Genomic DNA, 23054 nt, shown 5'->3' with positions numbered 1-23054 from the left:
GGTCAGGCAGACGCCAGGTTCACCCCTTGTCTGCCTTGCCGGCTGCGGCGGCGAATTTGGCCAACTGAACATCCAGCCGGCGAGGGCGCCGGCCAAGGTCCTCAGCGCGCTCCTTGCGGCGAACGGCATTGCGTACCATCAACGACCCCAGGTAACGAATGGGTTCCGGTGGGAAATGCCCGAGCGGGCCATTGAGCAATGGCGAGCGTGTCCAGGGGTTATCCAGCCCCAGCACCAGCGACGACAAGATCTGACCGCCCATGTGGCAGGGGCCCACACCACTGCCGGAATAACCGAAGCCATAGAAGATGTTGCCCCTGGCGCCCATGCGGCCGAAAAACGGCAAGCCGGTGACCGAGCGATCCGAAGGGCCGTTCCAGGTCGCCGCGATATCGACGCCGGTGAATGCCGGGAAGAACTTTTCCAACGAATCGCGCAGCAGGTTCGCATAGGGTGATGGCTGGTCGAACACCGGCAGCATGCGCCCGCCGAAAGCGAAGGTGTTGCCGCCTTTGCCCAGCATGATTCGCCCATCCGGCGTGTTGTGGTAGTAGTGCACGAAGATGCGTGAGTCGAGCACGGTCACGCCGCTGGTCAGGCCGATGCGCTGCAGCAGGTCGGGCCGCGGTTCGGTGATGATCATGTCGCTCGAGACAATGGCCACCGAACGCGAAAACTGTGGGAAGGCCCGGGCCATCCAGGCATTGATCGCCAGTACCACATTGGCGCAGGTGACTTTGCCGTGGGGTGTGATGACCGTGGCTGGCAGGCCTTCCTCCAGGCCGACCATCGGCGTGCCTTCATGTATACGCACGCCCAGCTGCAGCGCGACCCGGCGCAGGCCACGTACCAGCTTGGCCGGTTGGACGCTGGCCGCTGCGGGCGAGTACCAGCCTTCCAGGTGCTGGGCCGAGCCCGCCATCCGTTGCACATCGGCCAGTGGGCGTTTGCTGAAGGTGTTGATGCCATGGCGCTCCAGCGCGGCGACCACCGCGTCCGTGGCGCCGACCTGGGCCTGGCTGGTCGAGGTATACAGCGTGCCGTCGAGACGGTAGTCGGCATCCACGCCGTACTTTTTGCAGAAGTCGCCGATGGCGTAGATGCTCTGCTCCGACGCCTTGACCAGGCGCACGGCCTCTTCGAGCCCGAACAGACGCTCCAGGGTAAAGAACTTCGCCGACCACGACAGTGCACAACCGCCGTTGCGCCCACTGGCCCCCGCGCCGCAAATGTCCGTCTCGACGATGACCACATCGAGTTCGGGGTTCTGCTCCTTGAGCATGATGGCGGTCCACAGCCCGGTATAGCCGCCGCCAACGATGCAGACATCGGCGCGGGTGTCCTGGCGCAGGGGCGGGCAGGGTTCGTCGGGCTGATTTTTCAGGGCTTGTTCCAGCCAGAAAGGGCGCATCGTGCTTCTCCAAAAAGGGACCGAAAAGGGCACCAAGCAATGCGGGCCCTGTGCCACGCATCCTTGCAGTGTCCTGTGCATAAATAAAATCGATTTAACGTATGTATATATAAGGTCAGCCTATGGATGCACGACCCCACCCATTCGGGTTATGGCCCCGTCCCCCAATCCCCCGGATAGTGGCTCCATCCGCTCACCCGAGCCGATCCTGATCACACGATGGAGTTGCTATGCGCAAGGCATTGAAGGTGATTTCCAGTCTGCTGATGTGTTGTACCGCCACGGCCGCCCTGGCCAGCGAGGCCGATACCAGCAATACGCTCAGGTTGTACAACTGGACCGACTACATCGGCGAAAACACCCTCGCCGATTTTGAAAAACAAACCGGCATCAAGGTGATCTACGACACCTTCGACGGCTACGAGACGGTCCAGACCAAACTGCTCACCGGCCGCTCTGGCTACGACCTGGTGATGCTCAATGGCTCGCTGGTGCCACCGCTGATCAAGGCCGGGGTGTTCCAGCCGCTGGATAAAAGCAAGCTGCCCAGCTGGGCCAACCTCGACCCGCAGGTGGTGCAGAGCCTGCAAGCCTTCGACCCTGGCATGGTCTACTCGGCGCCCTACACCTGGGGCAGCTCCGGCATCACCTACAACGTCGACAAGATCAGGCAGCGCATGCCCGACGCGCCCATCGGCTCGCTGGCCATGCTGTTCGACCCGAAGATCGTCTCGCGCTTCGCCGACTGTGGCGTGACCGTGATGGACGCGCCCAGCGAAGTCATCCCGCTGGCCCTCAAGTACCTCGGCAAAGACCCGCAGAGCGCCAAGCCAGCCGACCTCAAGGCCGCCCAGGACGTGCTGATGGGCATCCGCCCCTACATCAAGAAGTTCGACTCGGTGAACTACCTCACCAGCCTGCCCAACGGTGACGTGTGCATGGCCCTGACCTGGTCCGGCGATTACGCCACCGCCCAGGCCCGCGCGGTGGAGGCGAAGAAGGCCATCAACCTGGCGTTCTTCATTCCCAAGGAGGGCTCACTGATCTGGTTCGACAGCCTCTACCTGCCCAACGACGCCCCCCACGTGGCCAACGCCCACCGTTTCATCGAATACCTGCTGCAACCCAAGACCATGGCCGACGTGACCAACTACATCCACTACGCCAACAGCAACGCGGCCGCCACGCCCCTGGTGCAGGCCGACATCCGCAACGACCCGGCGATCTACCCCGACCCGCAGACCCGCGAGCGCCTGTTCACCCAGAAGTCCCAGGACCCGCAGGCCATGCGCGCCATCACCCGGGTCTGGAGCACGGTCAAGACCGGCATCTGACACCTTTCACCGTACCGATCCGACAAGGAATTGCTTATGGCTACCCCGACTCGCCCATTGGCCGCCACCGCGAACAACGACCAGCTGGTGACAGCCGACAAGGCCCACTACATGCACGGCTACCACATGTTCGACGAGCACGCCGAGCAGGGCGCGCTGAACATCCAGGCCGGTGACGGCGCCTACATTCACGATACCCAAGGCAACCGCTTCCTCGACGCCGTCGGCGGCATGTGGTGCACCAACATCGGCCTGGGCCGCGAGGAAATGGCCCTGGCCATCGCCGACCAGGTGCGCCAGCTGGCCTATTCCAACCCGTTCTCGGACATGGCCAACCCGAAAGCCATCGAGCTGTGCCAGAAGCTCGCCAGCCTTGCGCCGGGCGACCTCGATCACGTGTTCCTCACCACCGGCGGCTCCACGGCGGTGGACACCGCCTACCGGCTGATCCAGTACTACCAGAACTGCCGCGGCAAGCCGCACAAGAAGCACGTGATCGCCCGCTACAACGCCTACCACGGCTCCACCTGCCTGACCATGTCGATCGGCAACAAGGCCGCCGACCGGGTGCCGGAGTTCGACTACGCCCACGAGCTGATCCACCACGTCTCCAACCCCAACTTCTACCGGGCGGCAGACGACATGGACGAGGCCGAGTTCCTCGACTTCCTGGTGGCCGAGTTCGAGGACAAGATCCTCTCCCTGGGTGCGGACAACGTCGCGGCCTTCTTCGCCGAGCCGATCATGGGTTCGGGCGGGGTGATCATTCCGCCCAAGGGCTATTTCCAGCGCATGTGGCAGGTGTGCCAGACCTACGACATCCTCTTCGTCGCCGACGAAGTGGTCACCTCGTTCGGCCGCCTGGGCACCTTCTTCGCCTCCGAAGCACTGTTCGGCGTCACCCCCGACATCATCACCACCGCCAAGGGCCTGACCTCGGCCTACCTGCCACTGGGCGCGTGCATCTTCTCCGGGCGCATCTGGAAGGTGATCGCCGAGCCGGGCAAGGGCCGCTGCTTCACCCACGGCTTCACCTACAGCGGGCACCCGGTGTGCTGCGTGGCAGCGCTGAAGAACATCGAGATCATCGAGCGGGAAAACCTGCTGGCCCACGTCAACGATGTCGGCAGCTACCTGGAGCAGCGCCTGCAGACCCTCGCCGAGCTGCCGCTGGTGGGCCAGGTGCGTTGCATGAAGCTGATGGCCTGTGTCGAGTTCGTCGCCAACAAGCAGACCAAGACCCTGTTCCCGGATGCGGTGAACATCGGCGAGCGCATCCACGTGCGGGCCCAGGCCAAGGGGCTGCTGGTACGCCCGATCATGCACCTGAACGTGATGTCGCCACCGCTGATCATCACCCATGCCCAAGTGGACGAGATCGTCGCCACCCTGCGCAGCTGCATTCTCGAAGCAGCGCAGGAACTGACCGAACAGGGCCTGTATCACGGCCAATGATCGACCTGCAGCCAAAGATGCACGCGCGTGCCCCGGCCGGTAGACTGCGGGGCATGAGCCGAGCACACGAAAACACCACAATAAACCTGCCGTTTCATGCCCTGCAGCAATGGCACAGCGCCCTGCAACAGGCCTTCGCCCACAGCGAGGGCCCGGATGCGCTGGCTTGGCTGGCGGCAGCCATCAGCCAGCTGGTGGCCGCCGAGTCGATGCTGATCAGCCTCGAGCGCAAGGGCCAGCCACCGCAGCTGCTGTACCAGCAGGGCATCCCGGCCCGTTACCACGAGGCGGTGCTGGAGCGCTATTTCGCCGCGGGCTACCTGCTCGACCCGTTCTGCCTGGCGGTGGAAAAAGGCCTGGCCCAGGGCTTCTACCACCTGGAAGACATCGCCCCGGACAACTTCTTCGACAGCGACTACTACAAGACCTACTACCTGGGCACCGGCTGCAGTGAGGACAGCTATTTCATCGTCGACCTGGGCAACGACAGCAAGATCTCCCTGAGCCTGTTCCAGGGCTGCAGCGGTGCGCGCCTGGGCGAGGCGCAACTGCACCTGTTGCAGGCGGTGGAACCGATGGTCCGCGAGCTGCTGATGCGCTTTGCCCGGCATGGGCTGGAGCCGCAGCCGCAGGCCAAGGAGAGCGTGCAGGCCGCGTTCGACAGTTTTGGCTGCGGGGTGCTGACCGAGCGCGAGCGGGAAGTGGCGCAAATGGTGCTGCAGGGGCATTCGGTGAAGTCCACCGCCCATGAGTTGGGCATCTCGCCAGAGACGGTGCGGATGCACCGCAAGAACCTCTACCTGAAGCTGGACATCAACTCGCAATCGGAGCTGTTCGCCCAGTTCATCGGCTGGTTGCGGCGGATCTGAGCACTACCAGCGCAACAGGCGCGGGCCCAGCCACGCGCCGAGTGCGGTTGGCAGCAGCATGCCGAGCACGTACCACACCCCCCAGAACGGTACGCCCATCTCCGGGCAGTGCAGGCAGTAGGCCAAGGTGGCTGTCGAGCCTGCCAGCAGGCCGCCTGCGGCACCGGCCTGGCGCAAACGAGTCGGTGCCAGGCCGCGCAGGGCCCAGCACACGCTGACCAGCCCCGGCAGCGAGAGCAAGGTGATGTTCAGCGCGCAGGTGCGCCAGGTACGGCCGAACAGCAGGTCGGCGCGCGCCTCGAGGGGGGCTCCGGCAAGGCTGAGCGCCGCGCCCAGCCACAGCAGCAGCAAAGGCAGGCCCAACAGCCCCCAGGCCATGCCGCCGCGCACGCCCGGCCTGGCCAGCCGGCAGGTCAGCCACAGCCCAAGCAGCGCCAGGCTGCCGGGCAAGGCCACCTTGGCCCAGAACAGCGGAGTGCGCGCCACCTCGGCCAGGTCGCTGCGCACACCGTAGAGGGCCGCGGTCATCAGCACTGCCGCCAGCAGGCCAAGCAGCACGGCCAGCCCCAGGCGTCTGAATGTGGCGTTGTGCTGCACCGGGCCTTCGCCTTCGGCCAGCAGGCTGATCAGGTCATCAGTCTTCATGCTTACCTCCAATCAGCCTGGCCAGTGCCTTCAGGCCGCGATGTATGCCCACCTTGACCGCAGAGCTGGAAAGCCCGGTCAGTTGCGCGGTTTCTTCCACCGACAGCCCCTGCAGCTTGACGTGGACGATCGGCAGCCGCTGGCGCGCTGGCAACTGTTCCAGCAGCCTGGCCAGGTCCCGGCTGGCTTCGGCCGGCTCGGCATCGCTGCTGGCGAACAGTTCGCTGTCGTCATCCAGCGGCGCGTTGTGCGCATCGACGCGTGCCCGGCTGCGCAGGTAGTCGACCAGCTTGTAGCGGGCGATCGCCTGCACCCAGGCAGTCAGCGGCTGTTGCGCCTGATAAGTATGCCGCGCGTTGTGCACCGCCAGCAGCACCTCCTGCAGCAGATCCTCGATCTCGGCCGGGCGCTGGGCCAGGCGCCGGCGCAGAAACGCCCGCACATGCAGCGCCAGGGCCGCGAGAAATGCCCGGTAGGCCTGCGCATCGCCCGCCAGCCCGGCCAGCAGCAAGGCTTGCAGCTGGGCTTCGCGTGCATCGAGCAGTGCCTGTGAATTAGTTCGTTGCATGGGCCGCCTGGGTTACACCGCGGGTGCATTTTCTGTGAGTCAGCCATTGGCGACCCCCTGGATTGAAACCTTAGGTCGCCGCAGCCGGTTGAGCGAAAAATTTTTCCAGGGCTGTAACCGGATCCGCGCACGCCACGAACTACTCCATGAGCCGCCGGTAAAAGTGCCACGGCCACCCACTCTGGAGACATCAGCATGAAAACCTTAGCCCTCGCCACCGCTGCCCTGGCCCTCGCTTCGCTGGCAAGCGCCGCCCTGGCAGCCACCCCCACCCAGCCGGCCGGCAGCGGCGCCGCCATGGAAAAATGCTACGGCGTGGCCATGGCCGGCAAGAACGACTGCAAGGCCGGCGCCGGTACCACCTGCGCCGGTTCTGCGAAAAAGGATTACGACGGCATGCACTGGAAGAACGTCCCGGCTGGCACCTGCACCTCGATCAAGACCCCAAACGGCATGGGTTCGCTGACGCCGATCCAGTCCTGAGCAGGAGAGGCCGACCATGAATGGCAAGGCAGCACTGGGCGCCGGGATCGGGCTCAAGGCCGAGCACTATGACCAGGCGCTCGGTTGCAGCGCCGAAGGGCTCTGGTTCGAGGTTCACCCGGAGAACTACATGGTCGGCGGCCCGCGCCTTGCCTGGCTGTTGCGCATCGCCGAGCGCCACCCGTTGTCGCTGCACGGCGTGGCGCTGTCGCTGGCGGCCGATGCCGACCCGGACCCGCAGCACCTGCAGCGTTTGCGCACGCTGGTCGACCAGGCCCGGCCGGAGCTGGTGTCCGAACACCTGGCCTGGTCGACCTGGCGCGGTGCCTATCACCCCGACCTGCTGCCGTTCCCACGCAGCAGCGAGGCCCTGGCCCGCATCAGCCGCAATATCCAGCGCAGCCAGGAAGCGCTGGGGCGGCGGATCTCGATCGAGAACCCCAGCCATTACCTGCAGCTGGACGGGCATGACTGGGACGAGATCGATTTCCTCGCCGAACTGGCCCGGCGTACCGGTTGCGGGCTGCTGCTGGACGTCAACAACGTCTACGTCAGTGCGCACAACCTGGGTTTCAGTGCCAGCGACTACCTGGACCGTTTTCCGGCAGAGGCGATCAGCGAAGTCCACCTGGCCGGATACAGCCACGACGCGCAAGGCAGCTTGTTGATCGACTCGCACGATGCGCGTGTCGCCGAGCCGGTCTGGGCGCTATACCGGCGCCTGATCGCCCGGATCGGCCCGCGCCCGACGCTGGTCGAGCGCGATGGCAATGTCCCGCCGTTCAATGAACTGCTGGACGAACGGGCCATGGCCCAGGCGACCCTTGATAGCCCAGGAGTGCAGCCATGAACCTCACCTTGAGCCAGTTCCAGGACGCGTTCGTCGCCGCCCTGCAGGGGCACCCGGCGCCAGGGCTGGCGGCGCTCACCGGGCAGCCGGCGTTCGCGGTGTACCGCAACACGGTCATGGCCGGCTGCGTGGCGGCGTTATGTGACAACTTTCCCAGTGTGCTGACCCTGGTCGGGCGCGAGTGGATGGAAGCTGCCGCGGCGGCCTATGCGCGACATGCGCCGCCCGATGATCCCCGGTTGATCCATTACGGCGCAGCCTTCGCCGACTTCATCGAGCAGGCGCAGGCCCGACACGGTGTGCCGTACCTGGCCGAGGTTGCGCGGCTGGATGTCTGCTGGAACGAGGCCTTCAGTGCACACGATGCGCCTTGCCTGGACCTGGCCGAGCTGGCCGGCATGACGGCCGGTGACCTGGCGCGCAGCGTTCTGTACCCCCGTGACAACGCCCGCTGGCACTGGTGCGCGGCGCACCCGGCCTATCGCCTGTGGCGCTGCGGCCGCGAGCAGCTGGAGTGGGCAGACGATCAGCCCTGGGCCGGCGAAGGCGTGCTGTTCGTCGGCGGTCCCGAGGGCGTCATTCACCAGCCGCTGGAGCAGGGTGGCTGCGCGCTTCTGCAGGCCTGCGCAGCCGGGCAGTCCCTGGAGCAGGCCTCACAGTTTGCCCAACACACCCAACCGGACCTGGACTTCGGCGACCTGCTCGGCCGCCTGATCGCTGCACAGGTCTTCCGCCCGCTGAGCTTTCCTTGAGGAAACCGCCATGGACCACGTCCACCCTACACCCTCGGCCAGCAACCTGCGGCGCGCCTGGAACCGGCTGGCCGATGCCCTACAACAGCTTCTGGGCGACAGCGTCTTGTGCCTGGTTGCGCGCTTCGGCATTGCCTCGGTGTTCTTCCTTTCCGGGCGAACCAAGGTCGAAGGCTTGCTGACCATCACGCCGGGCACCTATGAGCTGTTTCGCACCGAGTACGCCTTGCCGCTGATTTCCCCCTGGCTGGCGGCACATCTGGCCACTTATTCCGAGCACCTGTTCTCGCTGCTGCTGGTGCTGGGCCTGATGACTCGCCTGTCGGCCCTCGCATTGCTGGGCATGACCACGGTGATCGAAGTGTTTGTATACCCCGATGCGTGGCCCACCCACCTGACCTGGGCAGGGTTGCTCCTGCTGTTGATCGCGCGAGGGGCGGGCAAGCTGTCCCTGGATCACCTGCTGAAGGTGCGCTGATCGCTCATGCCGGCCTGCACATGCATCGAGGTGCGCAGCAACAGCAGCACCGCCCCGAGTACCGGCAGGCTCACCAGCAACAGCGCGTAGCGCAGCGACTGCACGCCGAACAGCGGTTGCAGCAGGTCGCTGAGCAGGCCCGTCAGCAGTGGGCCGGCCCCCACGCCCAGCAGGGTGCTGACGATGGTCTGCAGGGCCATGGCGGTACCGCGCTGTTGTGGCGCCACCAGTTGCGTGACCAGGTTGTAGGACGGCGCCACCCACCACACGGCAAAGAAGCTGTACAACGCGCACCACAGCATGGCCACCGGTACCGGCAGGGCGCCCAGGTACATCAGCCGCTCGCCGGGCCACAGCAGGTAGCTGCCCAGGGCCGACAACGCCGCCAGGTGGCCGAGCACCGGCAGTGACAGTTGCCAATGCGCGCCTCGGTGGGCCAGGCGGTCGCTCAGCCAGCCGCTGAACAGCCCGCCAATGCCGGCAGCGCTGCCACAGACCACGCCGGCGAGCATGCCGGCTTCGCGCAGCGACAGGCCGTGGGAGCGCACCAGGAAGCTGGTGTTCCACATGGCCACCGCATAGGAACCCAGCGTGGTCAGCCCGCCCGCGACGATCAGCCAGCGGTATGGCGCCTGCGCCCACAGTGCGCGGGCTTCGGCGCCAAGGCCGAGGCGCGGCGCGGCGGCCGGTGCCGGAAGGACACTCAGGTCCCAGCGCCCACGCACCGGCTCGCGCACCAGCAGCCCAAGGATGGCGGCAAAGGCCAGCGCCGGCAGCCCCAAAGCGATGAACGCCGTGCGCCAGCCATACTGCTCGACCACCCAGGCGCCGATGCTCAGGCCGATGATCGACGAGAAGGTCGGTGCAGCGGTGAAACAGCTGATGGCGAACGAGCGCCGCTGCGGCGGATAAAGGTCGGCGATCAGCGACAGCGATGCCGAGGTGGTCGGCGCCTCGCTTACCGCCACCAGCATGCGCGCCAGGGCCAGCACCACGAAACTGCCCGCCAGCCCGCAGCTCATGGTGGCCAGCGCCCACAGCAGGCAGGCTAGCGCCAGCAGGCGCAGCCGCGGCAGGCGGTCGACCAGGCGCCCGGCCGGCAAGCCGAGCAGGGCATAGACGGCGGCGAAGGCCAGGCCCGAGATCAGGCCCAGCGCGCTGTCACCGACCTGGAACTCGGCCTTGATCGGCTCGAACATCACCGCCAGGATCTGCCGGCCGACGAAGTTGTCGGCGAACACGGCCGCCAGCAACAGCAGCAGGCCATGGCTGCGCCAGCCGACCGTGGTCGACGGCAGGGTAGGCGTGGCGCTGCTCATCGCGGTGCCCACAGGTCCGGCAGGCCAGGGTCGCTGACCACGATCAGGCGCTTGAGCAACACTTTCAGCGCCTGGGCATCGGCCTCGCCAAGCTTGCCGATGAGGTCTTCCTCCACCACCTTGGCCAGCGCCACTTGCTGCAACGACAGCTCGCGGCCGTTGGCGGTCAGCACGAAGCGCAACTGTGCGGCATCACCCTCGATGGCCACCAGGCCCTGGCGTTCGAGGAAGCGCATGCCGGCCAGGGTGACCACGTGGCCGGTGTAGCTGACGAAGGTGTTGAGCTCGCCCAGGGTCAGGTTGTCGCGGATCGACAGCACCGCCAGCACGAAGAACGCCTGTTCATCCAGCTGCTGGTTGCTGAGTAGTTGGCGCAACTGGTTGAGCACCTGGTAGTGGCCGCGGCCCAGCAGGTAGCCGAGCAGGTCTTCGGTGTAGCTGCATTCCGGGGGCGGCGGCGTGGTGGCCAGGCGCAGCTCGCTGCGCGGCTTGCGCGTGGCCAGGGCGTACTGGCCGCTCTGGAAGGCCAGCGGTGCGCGGTCGCTGTGGTCGAACGCCAGCACCTCGCCGACGAAGATCACATGGTCGCCGCCTTCGTACTGGAAGGCGGTACGGCACTGGAAGCGCGCGGTGCAGTCCTGCAGCAGTGGGGCATCGCTGATGCCGTTGTCGAGCTCGACTTCGGCGAACTTGTCCTCGCCCTGGGTGGCGAAGCGGCCGGACAGTTGCTCTTGTCCGATCGACAGCACATGCACGTTCCAGTGCTTGCCGCTGCTGAACACCGGCAGGCTGCGCGCCTGCTTGGACAGGCTCCACAGCACCAGTGGCGGGTTCAGCGACACCGAGTTGAAGCTGTTGGCGGTAATGCCCACGGGCGAACCGTCTTCGCCCTGGGAGGTGATGATGGTGACACCGGTGGTGAAGGTGCCAAGTGCGGCGCGGAAGGCCTGGGGGTCGAAACCGATCTGTTGGGTTGCCATGGCTGGCCTCATGCGGGGTGGCTTTTCGTGGGGCCAGTATTGGCCTGCAGGCCTTGCCGGGCATCGTCTCAACGGACTAACGCAGTTGCTCGATTCTGGTCCGATCGGACGAGGCGCCGGCCCTCGCGACATGGTTAGTGTGGCGCCATGCGCATCGGGCGCAGTCAACAGCCAGAGGAGACACCCATGCCACCCGTTCCGTCATCGGTCCAGGCCCTCAGCGGCCTGCTGTCGCGCCAGCGAAGCGCCTTCGTCGGCGAGGGCGCCGTCACCGCCGAACGCCGTCGCCAGCGCCTGCAACAGGTGATCGACCTGCTGGTGCGCCACCACCAGAGCCTGACCCAGGCCATCGACGAGGATTTCGGCGGCCGGCCCGCCGGTTTCAGCCTGATGAACGATGTGCTCGGTGCCCTGGCCAGCCTCAAGCACGCCAGGGATCACCTGCAGCAGTGGATGGCCGATGAGCCCAGGGCGCCCTTCGCGCCCTACGACCAGCTCGGCGCCAAGGCCTGGGTGCGTTACCAGCCCAAGGGCTCGGTGGGCATCATCGGCACCTGGAATGCCCCGCTGTACACGCTGTTCAGCCCGCTGGCATCGGCCCTGGCCGCCGGCAACCGGGCCATCCTCAAACCCTCCGAGGTGCTGCCGCGCACGGCGGCACTGGTCGCCGAACTGTGCGCCGCGCACCTCGACCCGCTGGAAGTGGCGGTAGTGACCGGCGGCCCTGACCTGGCCGATGCCTTTACCGCCCAGCCGTTCGACCACCTGGTGTTCACCGGCAGCACGGCGGTGGGGCGCAGGGTGATGGCCAATGCTGCGCAGAACCTGGTGCCGGTGACCCTGGAGCTGGGCGGCAAGTCGCCGGTGATCGTGTCGGCCAGCGCTGACCTGGCCAAGGCCGCGCACAGCATTGCCGTGGCCAAGGCCACCAATGGCGGGCAGATCTGCATCAACCCGGACCTGGTCTACGTGCCTCGGGCGGCGCTGGAGCGCTTCATTGCCGAGCTGCGCAGCGCCTACAGCGCGCTCAACCCGACCGTGGCCGGCAACCCGGATGTGGTGGCCGTGGTCAATGCCCGGCACCTGGCGCGGGTCGAGGCGTTGGTGCAGGATGCGCAGCAGCTTGGCGTGCACGTCGAGACGATGCCCGAGGTGGCCCCGGGCGCTGCGGGGGAACGTCGTCGGCCCCTGAGCGTCGTGGTCAACCCACCCGAGCAGGCGCAGATCATGCACGAAGAAATCTTCGGCCCGGCCCTGGTGGTGCTGGCCTATGATGCGCTGGACGAGGTCATTGCCCAGATCAACAGCCGGCCGCGGCCGCTGGCGCTGTACTACTTCGGTGAAGACCCGCAGGAGCAACAGCGGGTGCTCGACCACACACTGTCTGGCGGGGTGACGCTCAACGACGTGATGATGCATGCCGCCCTGCACGATGCACCGTTCGGCGGTGTTGGCGCCTCGGGCATGGGGCATTATCACGGCCGCGAGGGGTTCCTGCAGTTCAGCCACCTGCGCAGCGTGTTCCAGGCCCCGGCACATGACCCGCGCCGCGAGTGGGGGCTTTTGCCACCGTATGGCGAGCACTACCTCGCCGCCATGCTGGCCCAGGTCACTGCCAACTGATGCGTACTTACAACAATGAAGAACAGGACGCCATGAGTAATCAGACCCAAGATCCGCATTCCACCACGGCCAGCCACTGGTCTCGCCGCAGCGTGCTCAAGGCCGGCGCCGTCGGCCTGGGCGCCGGCCTGCTGGGGCGCTTTGCCGATGCGGCGAGCAGTGGCCTGTCGGCCACCGACTACCAGAATCTGGACGCCTGGGCCATGGCCGAGGCGGTACGCGCCGGCAGCCTCAGCGGCGAAGAGCTGCTGGCCGCCGCGCTGGCCCGGCATGCTGCCGTCAACCCCAGGGTTGGCGCCGTGAACATGCTCCACGAAGCTTACGCCCAGGCCCTGCTGGCCCGTCGCCGCGCCGCCGGCGACAGCGCCAAGGGCGCGCTGGCCGGGGTGCCACTGCTGCTCAAGGACCTCAACACCTACCTGCAAGGCACGCCGACCACCCATGGCTGTCGGCTGTTCCGCGACGCGCCGCCGGCCACGGTCACCAGCACCCTGATCGCCCGCTACGAGCAGGCCGGCGCGGTGCCGTTCGGCAAGACCACCTGCCCGGAATTCGGCCTGACCACCACCACCGAATCGTTGCTCTGGGGCCAGACCCACAACCCGTGGAACCTGGCCATGAGCGCCGGCGGCTCATCCGGTGGCGCCGCCGCTGCAGTGGCTGCCGGGATCGTCCCGGTCGCCCATGCCACCGACGGCGGTGGCTCGATCCGCATCCCGGCGTCGTACTGCGGCCTGGTCGGGCTCAAGCCCAGCCGTTACCGCACGCCCAGTGGCCCGCTGCATTTCGAGGGCTGGTTCGGTGCCAGCGTCGGCAATGTGGTGTCGCGCACGCTGCGTGACACCGCACTGTTCCTCGATGCCGGGCAGGGCCACGAAGCTGGCAGCGCCTACTGGAGCGCACCGCTGGAGCGCCCCTATGTGGAGGAGTTGCAGCGTGCTCCGGGCAAGTTGCGCGTGGCCGTGGTGCGCCAGTCGTTGACCGGCGCTCCCCTCGACGCCGCAGTGGCCGCCACCCTGGAGCAGACCATCAAGCAGTTGCAGGGCCTGGGCCATGAGCTTGAAGAATTGAAGCTGGCCGTAGACCCTCGCGAGCTGTTCGGCGCCCATGGCACGGTGATCGGCACCGCGCTGTCGAGCCTGGTACACGAGCGCGAGCAGGCCCTGGGCCGTGCAGCTGGCCCGGGCGACCTGGAGCAGATCACCCAGGTGGTGCTGGAGCGCGCCCGCGCCACCAACGGTGAGGCGATGTACCGCGCGCGGCAGAGCTTCGAGCGCATTGGCGCGGCAATGGAGCAGCCGTTCAGCCGCTTCGATGTGATCCTCTCGCCGGTCACCGCCAACCTCACCCCGGCCCTCGGCCAGCTCAGCCTCGACCAGTCCTGGGACAGCTACGCCCAGCGGGCGATGGGCAGCGCCGGCTTCACCGTGCTGGCCAACGTCAGCGGCCAGCCATCGCTGTCGCTGCCGTTGGGGCAGAGCGAAAGCGGCTTGCCAGTGGGCATGCTGTTCACCGCCCGGCTCGGCGCCGAGGATCTGCTGCTGCGCCTGGCCAGCCAGCTGGAGCAGGACCGCCCGTGGGCCGGGCGCGGGGCGCAGCTGTAGCGCCTAGTCCGCTTTGACGATGAGTGCCCGTCGGCCAGCGCCGATCATGGGGTGCACGCCGCCAGCCGCACCGCGAGGGTGCTGGCGGCTCCTCCCTGACCTTAGCGAATGGCACAACAACAATGACGGCTCAAGATCAGTCTCAAACCCAGTACGACGTGATAGTGGTCGGCTCGGGGGCCGGCGCGATGACCTCGGCGGTGTTCCTTGCCGACCAGGGCTTCAGCGTGCTGGTTCTGGAAAAGAGCGACAAGTTCGGCGGCACCTCGGCCATTTCCGGGGGCGGCATCTGGATCCCCAACAACCACTATTTCGCCCGCCAGGGCGGCAACGACAGCGTCGAGCAGGCGCACCGCTACCTCGATGCCGCCGCCGGTGGCCAGGTCGACCCGGCCCGCCTGCAGGCCTACCTGGACAACGCGCCGAAGATGATCGAGGCGCTCACCCGCTGCAGCCGCGTGCGCTATGCGGTGGCGGCGAAGTACCCGGATTACTACCCGCACCTGCCCGGCGCCTTGCCCGGCGGGCGCACCCTCGACCCGGAACTGTTCGACAGCAGCCTGCTCGGCGCCGAGCTCGACAACCTGCGCAAGCCGTCACCCTCGACCCTGCTGATGGGCCGTATCGCCTGGACCGCGCGCGATGCGCACAAGGCCATGGCCCGTGGTTTCGGCTGGCGCCTGCTGATCCTGCGGCTGATGCTGCGCTACAAGCTCGACTTCAAGTGGCGCCGCATAAGCCGCTTTGACCGCCGCGCCGCGCTGGGCAGCTCGCTGGTGTGTTCGCTGCGCCGCTCGCTGATGGACCGCAACGTGCCGCTGTGGCTGAACAGCGACTTCCGCGAGCTGATCGTGGAGCAGGGCCGGGTCAGCGGCGTGCGCATCTACCGCGAAGGCCGCGAACTCGCGTTGCAAGCCCGTCACGGGGTGATCCTGGCGTCTGGCGGCTTCGAGCAGAACCAGGCCTTGCGTGAACAGTACCTGCCCAAGCCGACGCGCATGGCCTGGAGTGCCACGCCACCGGGCAACAACACCGGCGCCGCGCTGCAGGCCGGGCTGGCCCAGGGCGCGGCCACCGCGCTGATGGACTGGGCCTGGTGGGCGCCGACCATCGCCGTGCCCGGCGAAGACAAGCCCCGGGGCATCTTCGCCGAACGCGCCTTCCCCGGCGCCATCGTGGTCAATGGCGAGGGCCGGCGCTTCGTCAACGAGGCCGCACCGTACCTGGAATTCGTCGACGCCATGCACCGCGACAACGCCAGCACTGGCGGTGGCTCGGTACCGGCCTGGGTGATCTTCGACGGGCACTTCCGCTTCAACTACGCCATGGGCCCGCTGATGCCGGCCCAGGTCATGCCCGACAGCCGCCTGCGCCCGGAGTGGCGCGACACCCTGTACTGGAAGGCCGACAGCCTCGAGGCTCTGGCCGGCAAGATCGGCGTCGACGCCCAGGGGCTGGTCAGCACCGTGGCCAAGGTCAACGACTATGCCCGCACCGGTGTCGACCTGGACTTCGGCCGCGGCGGCAATGTCTTCGACCGTTACTACGGCGACTGCAATATCAAGCCCAACCCGTGCCTGGCACCGCTGCGCAAGGGGCCGTACTACGCCATGCGCCTGGATGCCGGCGACATCGGCACCAAGGGCGGCCTGCTGACCAATGCCCAGGCCCAGGTGCTGCGTGAAGACGGCTCGGTGATCGCCGGCCTGTATGCCATCGGCAACTGTTCGGCCTCGGTGATGGGCACCAGCTACCCCGGTGCCGGCGGCACTCTGGGCCCGGCCATGACCTTTGCCTACGTGGCCGCCAATCACCTGGCGGCCAAGCGCCGGGAGGTGGCATGAGCAGCGCCGTCACCTCAATTCTCGAACCGTTGCAGGTGGCCGACGCGGCGGCGCTGCAGTGGCAGGCGCAGTGCGATGTGCTGGTGATCGGCTGGGGCGCCGCCGGGGCCTGCGCGGCGCTGCAGGCGCGCGCCGAGGGCGCCGATGTGCTGGTCGCCGACCGCTTCACCGGCGGCGGCGCCAGCGCCCGCAGTGGTGGCGTGGTGTACGCCGGCGGTGGTACCCGGCAGCAGCAGGCGGCGGGTTTCGACGACAGCCCCGAGGCGATGTTCGACTACCTGCGGCATGAAACCCAGGGCGTGGTCGGCGACGACACGTTGTGGCGCTTCTGCCGCGACAGCGTCGCCAACCTGCAATGGCTGGAAAGTCACGGCGCGCCGTTCGCCCATCAGATGCCACCTGGCGGCAAGACCTCGTACCCGCCCGACGGCGCCTTTCTCTACTACTCGGGCAATGAACTGGTGCCGGCCTATGCCGGCCAGCAGCCGGCGGCGCCGCGTGGCCACCGTACAGTCGGCAAGGGCCAGTGCGGCGCGGTGTTGTACAGCCACTTGCAGGCGGCCTGTTTGCGCGCTGGCGTGCGGCCAATGCCGCAGTCGGCCGCCCGGCGCCTGGTGCTCGACGGGCAGGGGCGGGTGATCGGTGCCGAGCTGTGGCGCCTGGCACCGGGCAGCAAGGCGGCGCGTGAGCATGCGCGGCTGGCGGCCCGCGCCGAACGCCTGCAGAACTTCATGCCGGGCTACTGCGACCGCTTGCGCCGCCGCTTGAGCGCGCTCGAACACAAGCACGCCCGGCCCTGGCTGGTGCGGGCAATGAATGGGGTGGTCCTGAGCACCGGTGGCTTCATCTTCAACCGCGAGCTGATCAAGGCCCACGCACCGGCGTTCCGCCGCAATTTCAAGGTCGGCGCCACCGGCTGCGACGGCAGCGGCCTGCGTCTGGGCCTCAGCGTCGGCGCGGCCAGCGACCGGCTGCAGCGGGTTTCGGCGTGGCGCTTCATCAACCCGCCGTACAGCTGGCACAAGGGCATCGTGGTCAACCGCGCCGGCGAGCGTTTCTGCAACGAAGAGGTGTACGGAGCCACCCTCGGCCAGCCGTTGATGGAGGAGCAGGGCGGGCAGGCCTGGCTGGTGCTCGATGCGCCGCTGCGCAAGCAAGCCCTGCGCGAGGCGTTGTTTGGTGGTTACTGGTGGTTCCAGGCGCTGCCGGCGTTGGTGCTGATGCTGTTGGGCGCGCGCAAGGGCAAGGGCCTGCAGCAGTTGGCGCAGGCCACCGGTATGCGCGCGGAAAACCTGCGCCAGGCGTTGCTGGCCAACAATGCCGCGGCCCGTGGCCAGGCGCCGGACCCGTTCGGCAAGTCGGCGGGCGGGCGCCGGGTGCTGGAGCAGGGGCCGTTCTATGCCTGCGATATCTCGGTGGGTAACCCGATCTTCCCACTGGGGGCATTGACCCTCGGTGGCCTGCGCGTGGACGAGGGCAGCGGTGCTGTACTGGACGGCGACGGCCAGGCGATCGCCGGTTTGTTCGCGGCCGGGCGCACGGCGTTGGGTATTCCTTCTCATCTTTACATCAGTGGCCTGTCCCTGGCCGACTGCGTGTTCTCCGGGCGTCGTGCCGGGGTTGCGGTGGTTCACGGGGCACGCCTGAACGCGGACTGCGAGGTGGCTTCATGAGTGAGCGAAACGGGCGGGTGCAAGGTAAGGTTGCCCTGGTCACGGGAGGTGCCAAAGGCATCGGTGCGGCGAGTGCACGGCTGCTGGTGGAGCAGGGCGCCCAGGTGCTGATCAGCGATATCGATGAACTGGCCGGGCTGGCCCTGGCCGAGGCACTGGGCCCGGCGGCCAGCTTCATCGTCCATGATGCGAGCGATGAGGCGCAGTGGCAGCGGGTGATGGCGGTCATTGCCGAGCGCCATGGCCGGCTGGATATCCTGCTCAACAATGCCGGCATGCTGCAGCCCGGCAACATCGAGGACACCGAACTGCGTGACTGGGAGCGGCTGATGCGGGTCAATGCCGCCAGTGTGTTCCTGGGTTGCCGTGCGGGCATCGCGCTGATGAAGCAACAGGGTGGTTCGATCATCAACCTGTCATCGGTGGCGGCCCTTGCCGGGCGTGACGATTACCTGGCCTACAGCGCTTCGAAAGGCGCGGTGGCGGCGCTGACCCGCTCGATGGCGGCGTTCTGTCGGCGGCGGCGTTATCGTATTCGCTGCAATTCGCTGCATCCGGATGGGGTGCTGACCGACATGACCCGTGGCGGTTTTCCTGAAGGGGTCGACCCGGCGCGGTTGACCATCGACAGTGACCCGATGAATCGGATGTGCTTGCCTGAGGATGTGGCGGCCAGTGTGTTGTACCTGGCCAGCGACGAGGCGCGGGCGGTGAATGGGGTGGAATTGCGGATTGACAGTGGGCAGTTGGTGATGTCGATTTGAATGAGTAATTTGGGGCCGCTGTGTGGCCCTTCGCGGGCTTGCCCGCTCCCACAGGGACAGCGTGTTTTTGAGTTCAGCGCTAAACCTGTGGGAGCGGGCAAGCCCGCGAAGGGCTGCGAAGCAGCCCCATCAGATTCTGCTGATCAGCGCCCCTCGAACTGTGCCGGGCGCTTCTCGATAAACGCCTGCATCCCTTCCTTCTGGTCCCGCGATGCAAACAACAGCGCATTGGCCTTGCGCTCCAGCGCCAAGGCCGCGTCCAGCGGCGCATCCATTCCCGCCAGGATCACCTCTTTGATCTGCTCGGCCGCCAGCGCCGGCATCCCCGCGATCACCCCCGCCAGCTCCAGCGCACGCGCCTGCACCTGGTCATCGTCGACCAGGTCGCTGACCAACCCCGCCACCCAGGCCTCTTCGGCACTGATCGGCTGGCCGGTCAGGGCCATGCGCATGGCCTTGGCCTTGCCCACCGCGCGCACCAGGCGCTGGGTGCCGCCGATGCCGGGCATGATGCCGATGCGGATCTCCGGCTGGCAGAAGCGCGCACTGCGCCCGGCGACGATCAGGTCGGCGAGCATCGCCAGCTCGCAGCCGCCGCCATAGGCATAACCACAGACCGCGGCGATCACTGGCTTCGGGCAGTGCTGGATCGGCGCCCAGACCCGCTCGGTGTGGCGCTGGTAGATATCGATCGGGCCGACCCCGGCCATGCTGCCGATATCACCGCCGGCGGCGAACACCTTGTCGCCACCGGTCAGCAGGATGCAGCGCACATCCGGGTCCGCAGCCAACTCACTGAAGTGGCGCGACAGCAGCGCTTGTAGCTCGAGGCTCAGGGCATTGGTGGCGTGCGGGCGGTTCAGCCGCAGCAGTGCAACGCCCGGTAGCGAGCGTTCGAGCAGGACCGGTGGTGCGGCTGAATCAGGCATGGTGTTCCTCATGTGCAGGGGCGCGATGGCCGCCAGTGTTGCCCCGCGCCTCGGCCCATTCATCGTCCGTTCAGACGAAGTACGGCTGCCATCGAGCCTCTAGAGTCGGTTGCCATGGCAGAACGAGGAACAGGCAATGGGCTTTGATTACAGCGGCAAGGTGGTGCTCGTCACCGGCGGTAGCAAAGGGATCGGCGCGGGTATCGCCGAAGGGTTTCTGGCGGCCGGGGCGCAGGTGATCGTCTGCGCCCGCAGCCAGCCCGAACAGCTGCCCCGCGCCGAGGGGCGCAGCGCGGTGTTCATCGCTGCCGACGTGCGTGACGGCGAGTCGCTGCAAGCGCTGTTCGACACCATTGAGCGTGACTTCGGCCGCCTCGACGTACTGGTCAACAACGCCGGCGGCAGCCCGTCGGCGGTGGCCGCCACCGCCTCGCCACGCTTTCACGAGGGCGTGCTGCGGCTGAACCTGATCGCACCGCTCAACGCCGCCCAGCATGCCAACCGGCTGATGCAGGCACAGGCGCAGGGCGGCTGCATCGTCTTCATCGGCAGCATCAGCGCCCTGCGTGCCTCGCCCGGCACCGCCGCCTACGGCGCGGCCAAGGCCGGGGTGCTGGCGCTGGTGCAATCGCTGGCCGTGGAGTGGGCGCCGAAAGTGCGCGTGGTCGCGGTCAGCCCCGGCCTGGTGCTGACCGACCAGGCCCACCTGCATTACGGCAGCGAGCACGGCATCGCCGCCGTCAGCGCCGGCATTCCGGCCGGGCGCATGGCCGCTGCCGAGGACATCGCCAACGCCTGCCTGTACATCGCCTCACCCCTGGCCAGCTATGCCAGCGGTTGCAACCTGCTGCTGCACGGCGGTGGCGAACGCCCAGCGTTTCTCAGTGCGGCCCAGGCCCTACCGACTTGATCGACCACCTGGCGGTGGCCGTATCGGCGCGCCGCCCTCACGTAGCAGGAGACGACTTTGGCTGACCCACAATTGCTATCCAGCGTGCGCGCCCTCGTGGGCCGCGAATATGGCCGGGTGTATGCCTGGGATGCGGTGAATGCGCCGATGATCCGCCAGTGGTGCGAGATCATGGGCATCGACAACCCGCTCTACAGCGACCCCGACTTTGCCCAGAGCAGCCCGCACCAGGCGATCGTCGCCCCGCCGGCCATGCTCCAGGTGTGGACCATGGAAGGGCTGCACGCCAACAACTACCCGCCGGGCTCCACCGAGCAGAACCCGTACGAAGTGCTCAAGCTGATCGAGGAATATGGCTACGCCTCGGTGGTGGCGGTGAACTCCGAGCTGAGCTTCACCCGCCCGGTGCAGCTGGGTGAGCGGCTGTACTACACCACCCGCCTTGACGCGGTGGGCGACGAGAAGACCACCGCCCTGGGCACCGGCTTCTTCGTCACCCTGGTGATGAGCCATTTCGTCGAAAAGCCCGAAGGCGACGAGCCGGTGGGCGAATTGCTGTTCCGCGTGTTCAAGTTCCGCCCGGCCAACCCGCAGCCGGCCGCCAAGCCCGAGGCCGCACCGGCCAAGGCCAAGCGCCCGCTGCCGGGGGTAAGCGACGACACCCGGTTCTTCTGGGAAGGCTGCGCCGAAGGCCGCTTGCTGATTCAGCGCTGCAGCGCCTGCGCCACCTTGCGCCACCCACCGGCGCCGGTGTGCATGGCCTGCCACAGCTTCGAGTGGGACAGCGTCCAGGCCAGCGGGCGCGGCAGCCTGTATTCCTTCGTGGTCATGCATTACCCCGAAGTGGCGCCGTTCGACTACCCCAACCCGATCGGCCTGATCGAGCTGGAGGAGGGCGTGCGCCTGGTCGCCGGGTTGATCGGCGTGCAACGCGAGCAACTGCAGATCGGCCAGCGCCTGCAGGTCGAATTCCATACCTTCGACGAGCAGCAGACCCTGCCGTTGTTCCGGCCTGTGGCCGAGTAAGGGGCGCCCATGGACTTTCAATTGAGCGAAGACCAGCGGGCCATCGAGCAGATGGCCGAGAGCCTGTTCAGCGACCACTGCCACGATGATTATCTGCGCCACTGGGATGCCAGCGGCGAGCCGCTGATGGCTCCGCTCTGGGCGCTGTGCCAGGAAACCGGCCTGCACGCCCTGGCCATCCCCGAGCAGCTGGGCGGCAGCGGCCTTGGCATGACCGAGCTGATGTTGGTGTTGCAGGCCCAGGGGCGCAGCCTCGGCCAGGTACCGCTGTGGCGGCACCAGTTGGCGGCGGCGACCCTGGCCGCCTTCGGCCTGGGCGACCTGGCGCAGCTGGCGGCCAGTGCGGCGACTGGCGAGCGCTTGCTGAGCCTGTCGCTGGAGGGCCTGCACGCCGCAAGCGGCATCGCTTTGCAGGCCGCGGCCTGTGCAGAGGGCTGGCAGGTGAGCGGGCAGGTGGCGGCCCTGGCACTCGGTGGGCAGGCCCACGCGGCGCTACTGCCGGTACTTGCCAACGGCCAGCCACGGCTGCTGCTGCTCGACCTCGACAACCCGGCCATACGTCGCGTGCCGGGGGTGCAGACTCACGGCGAAGCGATCACCGACCTGCACATCGAGGGCCTGCGGGTCAGTGCCGACCGCGTGCTACCCGCCGCCGCGCTGGCCTGGCTCGAACCACGCGCCATCGCCGCCCTGGCAGCCCTGCAGTTGGGGGTCAGTGCCGAGCACATCCAGCGCACCGTGGCCTATGTGAGCGAGCGCCAACAGTTCGACCGGCGCATCGGCAGCTTCCAGGCGGTGCAAATGAGCATGGCCGATGCGCACATTGCCCTGGAGGCCTTGCGCAGCGCCCTGTGGCAACTGTGCTACCGGCTCGATGCCGGCCTGCCGGCACCGTCCGAGGCCCAGGCCACCGCCTACCTGGCCTGCGAAGCCGGCCACCGCATCGGCCATGTCGCCCAGCACGTGCACGGCGGCATTGGCGTCGACCTGACCTACCCGATTCACCGCTACCTCTACTGGAGCCGCGCCCTGGGCATCGCCCTGGGCGGTGCGGCGGCATGCCTGGAACGGCTCGGCGACTGGCTGAGCGACAACGACAAGCTGGGATGGAAATATGACCTCGAAGAACACCAAGCGCTTTGACGATGTGCGCCCCGGCGAAACCCTGCCCGCGCTGCAGGTGCCAATCACCGTGGCGCTGATCGCCGGCGGCGCGATCGCCACGCGCGACTACTTCCCTGGCCACCACGACCTGGATGCCGCCCGTGAACTGGGCTCGCCCCATGTGTTCATGAACATCCTCACCACCAACGGCCTGGTGCAGCGCTTCGTCGAAGGCTGGGCCGGCCCGCTGGCGCGCTTCACCGCGTTGAAGATCAAGCTGGGCGTGCCCAACTACCCCGGCGACTGCATGACCTTCAGCGGCAGCGTGACCCGTTGTGACCCCGAAACCCGCACGGTGGAAGTGACCCTGAGCGGCAAGAACTCAATGGGCAACCACGTGACCGGCACGGTCGCGCTGGTGCTGCCATGACCT

General features: G+C 67.4%; 22 protein-coding genes. 16 read left to right on the top strand and 6 right to left on the bottom strand.

The features are described 5' to 3' along the window. Positions 1–19: 19 nt before the first annotated feature. Entirely contained in the window at positions 20–1411 is a 1392-nt protein-coding gene (locus CAF78_RS23725) for an FAD-dependent oxidoreductase (protein ID WP_085677319.1), read from the bottom strand. 230 nt (positions 1412–1641) lie between these two features. Here CAF78_RS23725 and CAF78_RS23720 point away from each other — a divergent pair, with 230 nt between their 5' ends. The 3 genes from CAF78_RS23720 to CAF78_RS23710 are packed head-to-tail and all read left to right on the top strand — an operon-like array spanning position 1642 to position 5069. After that, a complete protein-coding gene (locus tag CAF78_RS23720; RefSeq protein WP_085677318.1) occupies positions 1642–2745 on the top strand; it encodes a polyamine ABC transporter substrate-binding protein in 1104 nt (367 codons plus the stop codon). A 36-nt stretch (positions 2746–2781) separates the two neighbouring features. Then, the gene (locus tag CAF78_RS23715) at positions 2782–4200 is read left to right on the top strand and encodes an aminotransferase (protein WP_085677317.1); all 1419 of its coding nucleotides are present in this window, start codon (positions 2782–2784) and stop codon (positions 4198–4200) included. 53 nt (positions 4201–4253) lie between these two features. Then, positions 4254–5069 (top strand): helix-turn-helix transcriptional regulator, encoded by an 816-nt coding sequence (locus tag CAF78_RS23710; RefSeq protein WP_143515103.1) that lies wholly within the window; start codon positions 4254–4256, stop codon positions 5067–5069. Between the two features lie 3 nt (positions 5070–5072). Here the strand turns inward: CAF78_RS23710 and CAF78_RS23705 are convergent, their stop codons facing one another. Further along, entirely contained in the window at positions 5073–5714 is a 642-nt protein-coding gene (locus CAF78_RS23705; protein WP_085677315.1) for a DUF1109 domain-containing protein, read from the bottom strand. Then, a complete protein-coding gene (locus tag CAF78_RS23700) occupies positions 5704–6282 on the bottom strand; it encodes a sigma-70 family RNA polymerase sigma factor (protein ID WP_085677314.1) in 579 nt (192 codons plus the stop codon). Before CAF78_RS23700 ends, CAF78_RS23705 begins: the two co-directional genes overlap by 11 nt. 195 nt (positions 6283–6477) lie before the next feature. Here CAF78_RS23700 and CAF78_RS23695 point away from each other — a divergent pair, with 195 nt between their 5' ends. Genes CAF78_RS23695 through CAF78_RS23680 form a run of 4 tightly spaced genes read left to right on the top strand, consistent with a single transcriptional unit; the run spans position 6478 to position 8845 of the window. Continuing rightward, positions 6478–6765, top strand: a complete 288-nt coding sequence (locus tag CAF78_RS23695) for a DUF2282 domain-containing protein (protein ID WP_085677313.1) — start codon at positions 6478–6480, stop codon at positions 6763–6765. Positions 6766–6781: 16 nt separating this feature from the next. After that, positions 6782–7615 (top strand): DUF692 domain-containing protein, encoded by an 834-nt coding sequence (locus tag CAF78_RS23690; protein WP_085677312.1) that lies wholly within the window; start codon positions 6782–6784, stop codon positions 7613–7615. Then, positions 7612–8367, top strand: a complete 756-nt coding sequence (locus tag CAF78_RS23685; protein ID WP_085677311.1) for a DNA-binding domain-containing protein — start codon at positions 7612–7614, stop codon at positions 8365–8367. The genes CAF78_RS23690 and CAF78_RS23685 overlap by 4 nt, the downstream gene beginning before the upstream one ends. Positions 8368–8377: 10 nt before the next feature. Next, entirely contained in the window at positions 8378–8845 is a 468-nt protein-coding gene (locus CAF78_RS23680; protein ID WP_085677310.1) for a DoxX family protein, read from the top strand. Here the strand turns inward: CAF78_RS23680 and CAF78_RS23675 are convergent. Together CAF78_RS23675 and CAF78_RS23670 are read right to left on the bottom strand one after the other, a co-directional pair. Continuing rightward, positions 8824–10164 (bottom strand): MFS transporter, encoded by a 1341-nt coding sequence (locus tag CAF78_RS23675; RefSeq protein ID WP_177408569.1) that lies wholly within the window; start codon positions 10162–10164, stop codon positions 8824–8826. The two genes, CAF78_RS23680 and CAF78_RS23675, sit on opposite strands and share 22 nt — an antisense overlap. Further along, positions 10161–11144 (bottom strand): flavin reductase, encoded by a 984-nt coding sequence (locus tag CAF78_RS23670; RefSeq protein ID WP_085677309.1) that lies wholly within the window; start codon positions 11142–11144, stop codon positions 10161–10163. The genes CAF78_RS23675 and CAF78_RS23670 overlap by 4 nt, the downstream gene beginning before the upstream one ends. Positions 11145–11330: 186 nt before the next feature. On the opposite strand from CAF78_RS23670, the gene CAF78_RS23665 reads away from it, so the two are divergent. The 5 genes from CAF78_RS23665 to CAF78_RS23645 all read left to right on the top strand — a co-directional run bounded on the left by CAF78_RS23665 (position 11331) and on the right by CAF78_RS23645 (position 18652). Then, complete coding sequence (locus CAF78_RS23665; RefSeq protein WP_085677308.1) at positions 11331–12767, top strand: coniferyl aldehyde dehydrogenase; 1437 nt, start codon at positions 11331–11333, stop codon at positions 12765–12767. 32 nt (positions 12768–12799) lie between these two features. After that, positions 12800–14371: an amidase gene (locus CAF78_RS23660; RefSeq protein WP_085677419.1), complete on the top strand. Its 1572-nt coding sequence runs from the start codon at positions 12800–12802 to the stop codon at positions 14369–14371. 122 nt (positions 14372–14493) lie between these two features. Further along, positions 14494–16215 carry an FAD-binding protein gene (locus tag CAF78_RS23655; protein ID WP_085677307.1) on the top strand — a complete coding sequence of 574 codons (1722 nt, stop codon included), beginning with the start codon at positions 14494–14496 and terminating at the stop codon, positions 16213–16215. After that, positions 16212–17888 (top strand): FAD-binding protein, encoded by a 1677-nt coding sequence (locus tag CAF78_RS23650; RefSeq protein ID WP_085677306.1) that lies wholly within the window; start codon positions 16212–16214, stop codon positions 17886–17888. The genes CAF78_RS23655 and CAF78_RS23650 overlap by 4 nt, the downstream gene beginning before the upstream one ends. Next, positions 17885–18652: an SDR family oxidoreductase gene (locus CAF78_RS23645; protein WP_085677305.1), complete on the top strand. Its 768-nt coding sequence runs from the start codon at positions 17885–17887 to the stop codon at positions 18650–18652. Before CAF78_RS23650 ends, CAF78_RS23645 begins: the two co-directional genes overlap by 4 nt. 143 nt (positions 18653–18795) lie before the next feature. Here the strand turns inward: CAF78_RS23645 and CAF78_RS23640 are convergent, their stop codons facing one another. Then, positions 18796–19581 (bottom strand): enoyl-CoA hydratase, encoded by a 786-nt coding sequence (locus CAF78_RS23640; protein ID WP_085677304.1) that lies wholly within the window; start codon positions 19579–19581, stop codon positions 18796–18798. 136 nt (positions 19582–19717) lie between these two features. Here CAF78_RS23640 and CAF78_RS23635 point away from each other — a divergent pair, with 136 nt between their 5' ends. The 4 genes from CAF78_RS23635 to CAF78_RS23620 are packed head-to-tail and all read left to right on the top strand — an operon-like array spanning position 19718 to position 23051. Beyond that, positions 19718–20491, top strand: a complete 774-nt coding sequence (locus tag CAF78_RS23635) for an SDR family oxidoreductase (RefSeq protein WP_085677303.1) — start codon at positions 19718–19720, stop codon at positions 20489–20491. Between the two features lie 57 nt (positions 20492–20548). Then, positions 20549–21517 carry a bifunctional MaoC family dehydratase N-terminal/OB-fold nucleic acid binding domain-containing protein gene (locus tag CAF78_RS23630; protein ID WP_085677302.1) on the top strand — a complete coding sequence of 323 codons (969 nt, stop codon included), beginning with the start codon at positions 20549–20551 and terminating at the stop codon, positions 21515–21517. Positions 21518–21526: 9 nt separating this feature from the next. After that, the gene (locus CAF78_RS23625; protein WP_085677301.1) at positions 21527–22660 is read left to right on the top strand and encodes an acyl-CoA dehydrogenase family protein; all 1134 of its coding nucleotides are present in this window, start codon (positions 21527–21529) and stop codon (positions 22658–22660) included. Next, on the top strand, positions 22632–23051 hold the full coding sequence (locus tag CAF78_RS23620) for a MaoC family dehydratase (RefSeq protein WP_085677300.1): 420 nt from the start codon (positions 22632–22634) through the stop codon (positions 23049–23051). Before CAF78_RS23625 ends, CAF78_RS23620 begins: the two co-directional genes overlap by 29 nt. Positions 23052–23054 lie beyond the last annotated feature (3 nt).

The sequence above is a fragment of the Pseudomonas sp. R28(2017) genome (assembly GCF_002112505.1).
In the GTDB taxonomy this organism is placed as follows: Bacteria; Pseudomonadota; Gammaproteobacteria; order Pseudomonadales; family Pseudomonadaceae; genus Aquipseudomonas.
The sequence above is the reverse complement of the archived record's forward strand: the minus strand, read 5'-3'. Positions and strand labels throughout refer to the sequence as shown.

Bases quoted from the DNA above. Each gene is read 5' to 3' on its own strand.
- CAF78_RS23725 (WP_085677319.1), bottom strand. From the start codon at position 1,411: ATGCGCCCTTTCTGGCTGGAACAAGCCCTGAAAAATCAGCCCGACGAA.
- CAF78_RS23720 (WP_085677318.1), top strand. From the start codon at position 1,642: ATGCGCAAGGCATTGAAGGTGATTTCCAGTCTGCTGATGTGTTGTACC.
- CAF78_RS23715 (WP_085677317.1), top strand. From the start codon at position 2,782: ATGGCTACCCCGACTCGCCCATTGGCCGCCACCGCGAACAACGACCAG.
- CAF78_RS23710 (WP_143515103.1), top strand. From the start codon at position 4,254: ATGAGCCGAGCACACGAAAACACCACAATAAACCTGCCGTTTCATGCC.
- CAF78_RS23705 (WP_085677315.1), bottom strand. From the start codon at position 5,714: ATGAAGACTGATGACCTGATCAGCCTGCTGGCCGAAGGCGAAGGCCCG.
- CAF78_RS23700 (WP_085677314.1), bottom strand. From the start codon at position 6,282: ATGCAACGAACTAATTCACAGGCACTGCTCGATGCACGCGAAGCCCAG.
- CAF78_RS23695 (WP_085677313.1), top strand. From the start codon at position 6,478: ATGAAAACCTTAGCCCTCGCCACCGCTGCCCTGGCCCTCGCTTCGCTG.
- CAF78_RS23690 (WP_085677312.1), top strand. From the start codon at position 6,782: ATGAATGGCAAGGCAGCACTGGGCGCCGGGATCGGGCTCAAGGCCGAG.
- CAF78_RS23685 (WP_085677311.1), top strand. From the start codon at position 7,612: ATGAACCTCACCTTGAGCCAGTTCCAGGACGCGTTCGTCGCCGCCCTG.
- CAF78_RS23680 (WP_085677310.1), top strand. From the start codon at position 8,378: ATGGACCACGTCCACCCTACACCCTCGGCCAGCAACCTGCGGCGCGCC.
- CAF78_RS23675 (WP_177408569.1), bottom strand. From the start codon at position 10,164: ATGAGCAGCGCCACGCCTACCCTGCCGTCGACCACGGTCGGCTGGCGC.
- CAF78_RS23670 (WP_085677309.1), bottom strand. From the start codon at position 11,144: ATGGCAACCCAACAGATCGGTTTCGACCCCCAGGCCTTCCGCGCCGCA.
- CAF78_RS23665 (WP_085677308.1), top strand. From the start codon at position 11,331: ATGCCACCCGTTCCGTCATCGGTCCAGGCCCTCAGCGGCCTGCTGTCG.
- CAF78_RS23660 (WP_085677419.1), top strand. From the start codon at position 12,800: ATGAGTAATCAGACCCAAGATCCGCATTCCACCACGGCCAGCCACTGG.
- CAF78_RS23655 (WP_085677307.1), top strand. From the start codon at position 14,494: ATGACGGCTCAAGATCAGTCTCAAACCCAGTACGACGTGATAGTGGTC.
- CAF78_RS23650 (WP_085677306.1), top strand. From the start codon at position 16,212: ATGAGCAGCGCCGTCACCTCAATTCTCGAACCGTTGCAGGTGGCCGAC.
- CAF78_RS23645 (WP_085677305.1), top strand. From the start codon at position 17,885: ATGAGTGAGCGAAACGGGCGGGTGCAAGGTAAGGTTGCCCTGGTCACG.
- CAF78_RS23640 (WP_085677304.1), bottom strand. From the start codon at position 19,581: ATGCCTGATTCAGCCGCACCACCGGTCCTGCTCGAACGCTCGCTACCG.
- CAF78_RS23635 (WP_085677303.1), top strand. From the start codon at position 19,718: ATGGGCTTTGATTACAGCGGCAAGGTGGTGCTCGTCACCGGCGGTAGC.
- CAF78_RS23625 (WP_085677301.1), top strand. From the start codon at position 21,527: ATGGACTTTCAATTGAGCGAAGACCAGCGGGCCATCGAGCAGATGGCC.
- CAF78_RS23620 (WP_085677300.1), top strand. From the start codon at position 22,632: ATGACCTCGAAGAACACCAAGCGCTTTGACGATGTGCGCCCCGGCGAA.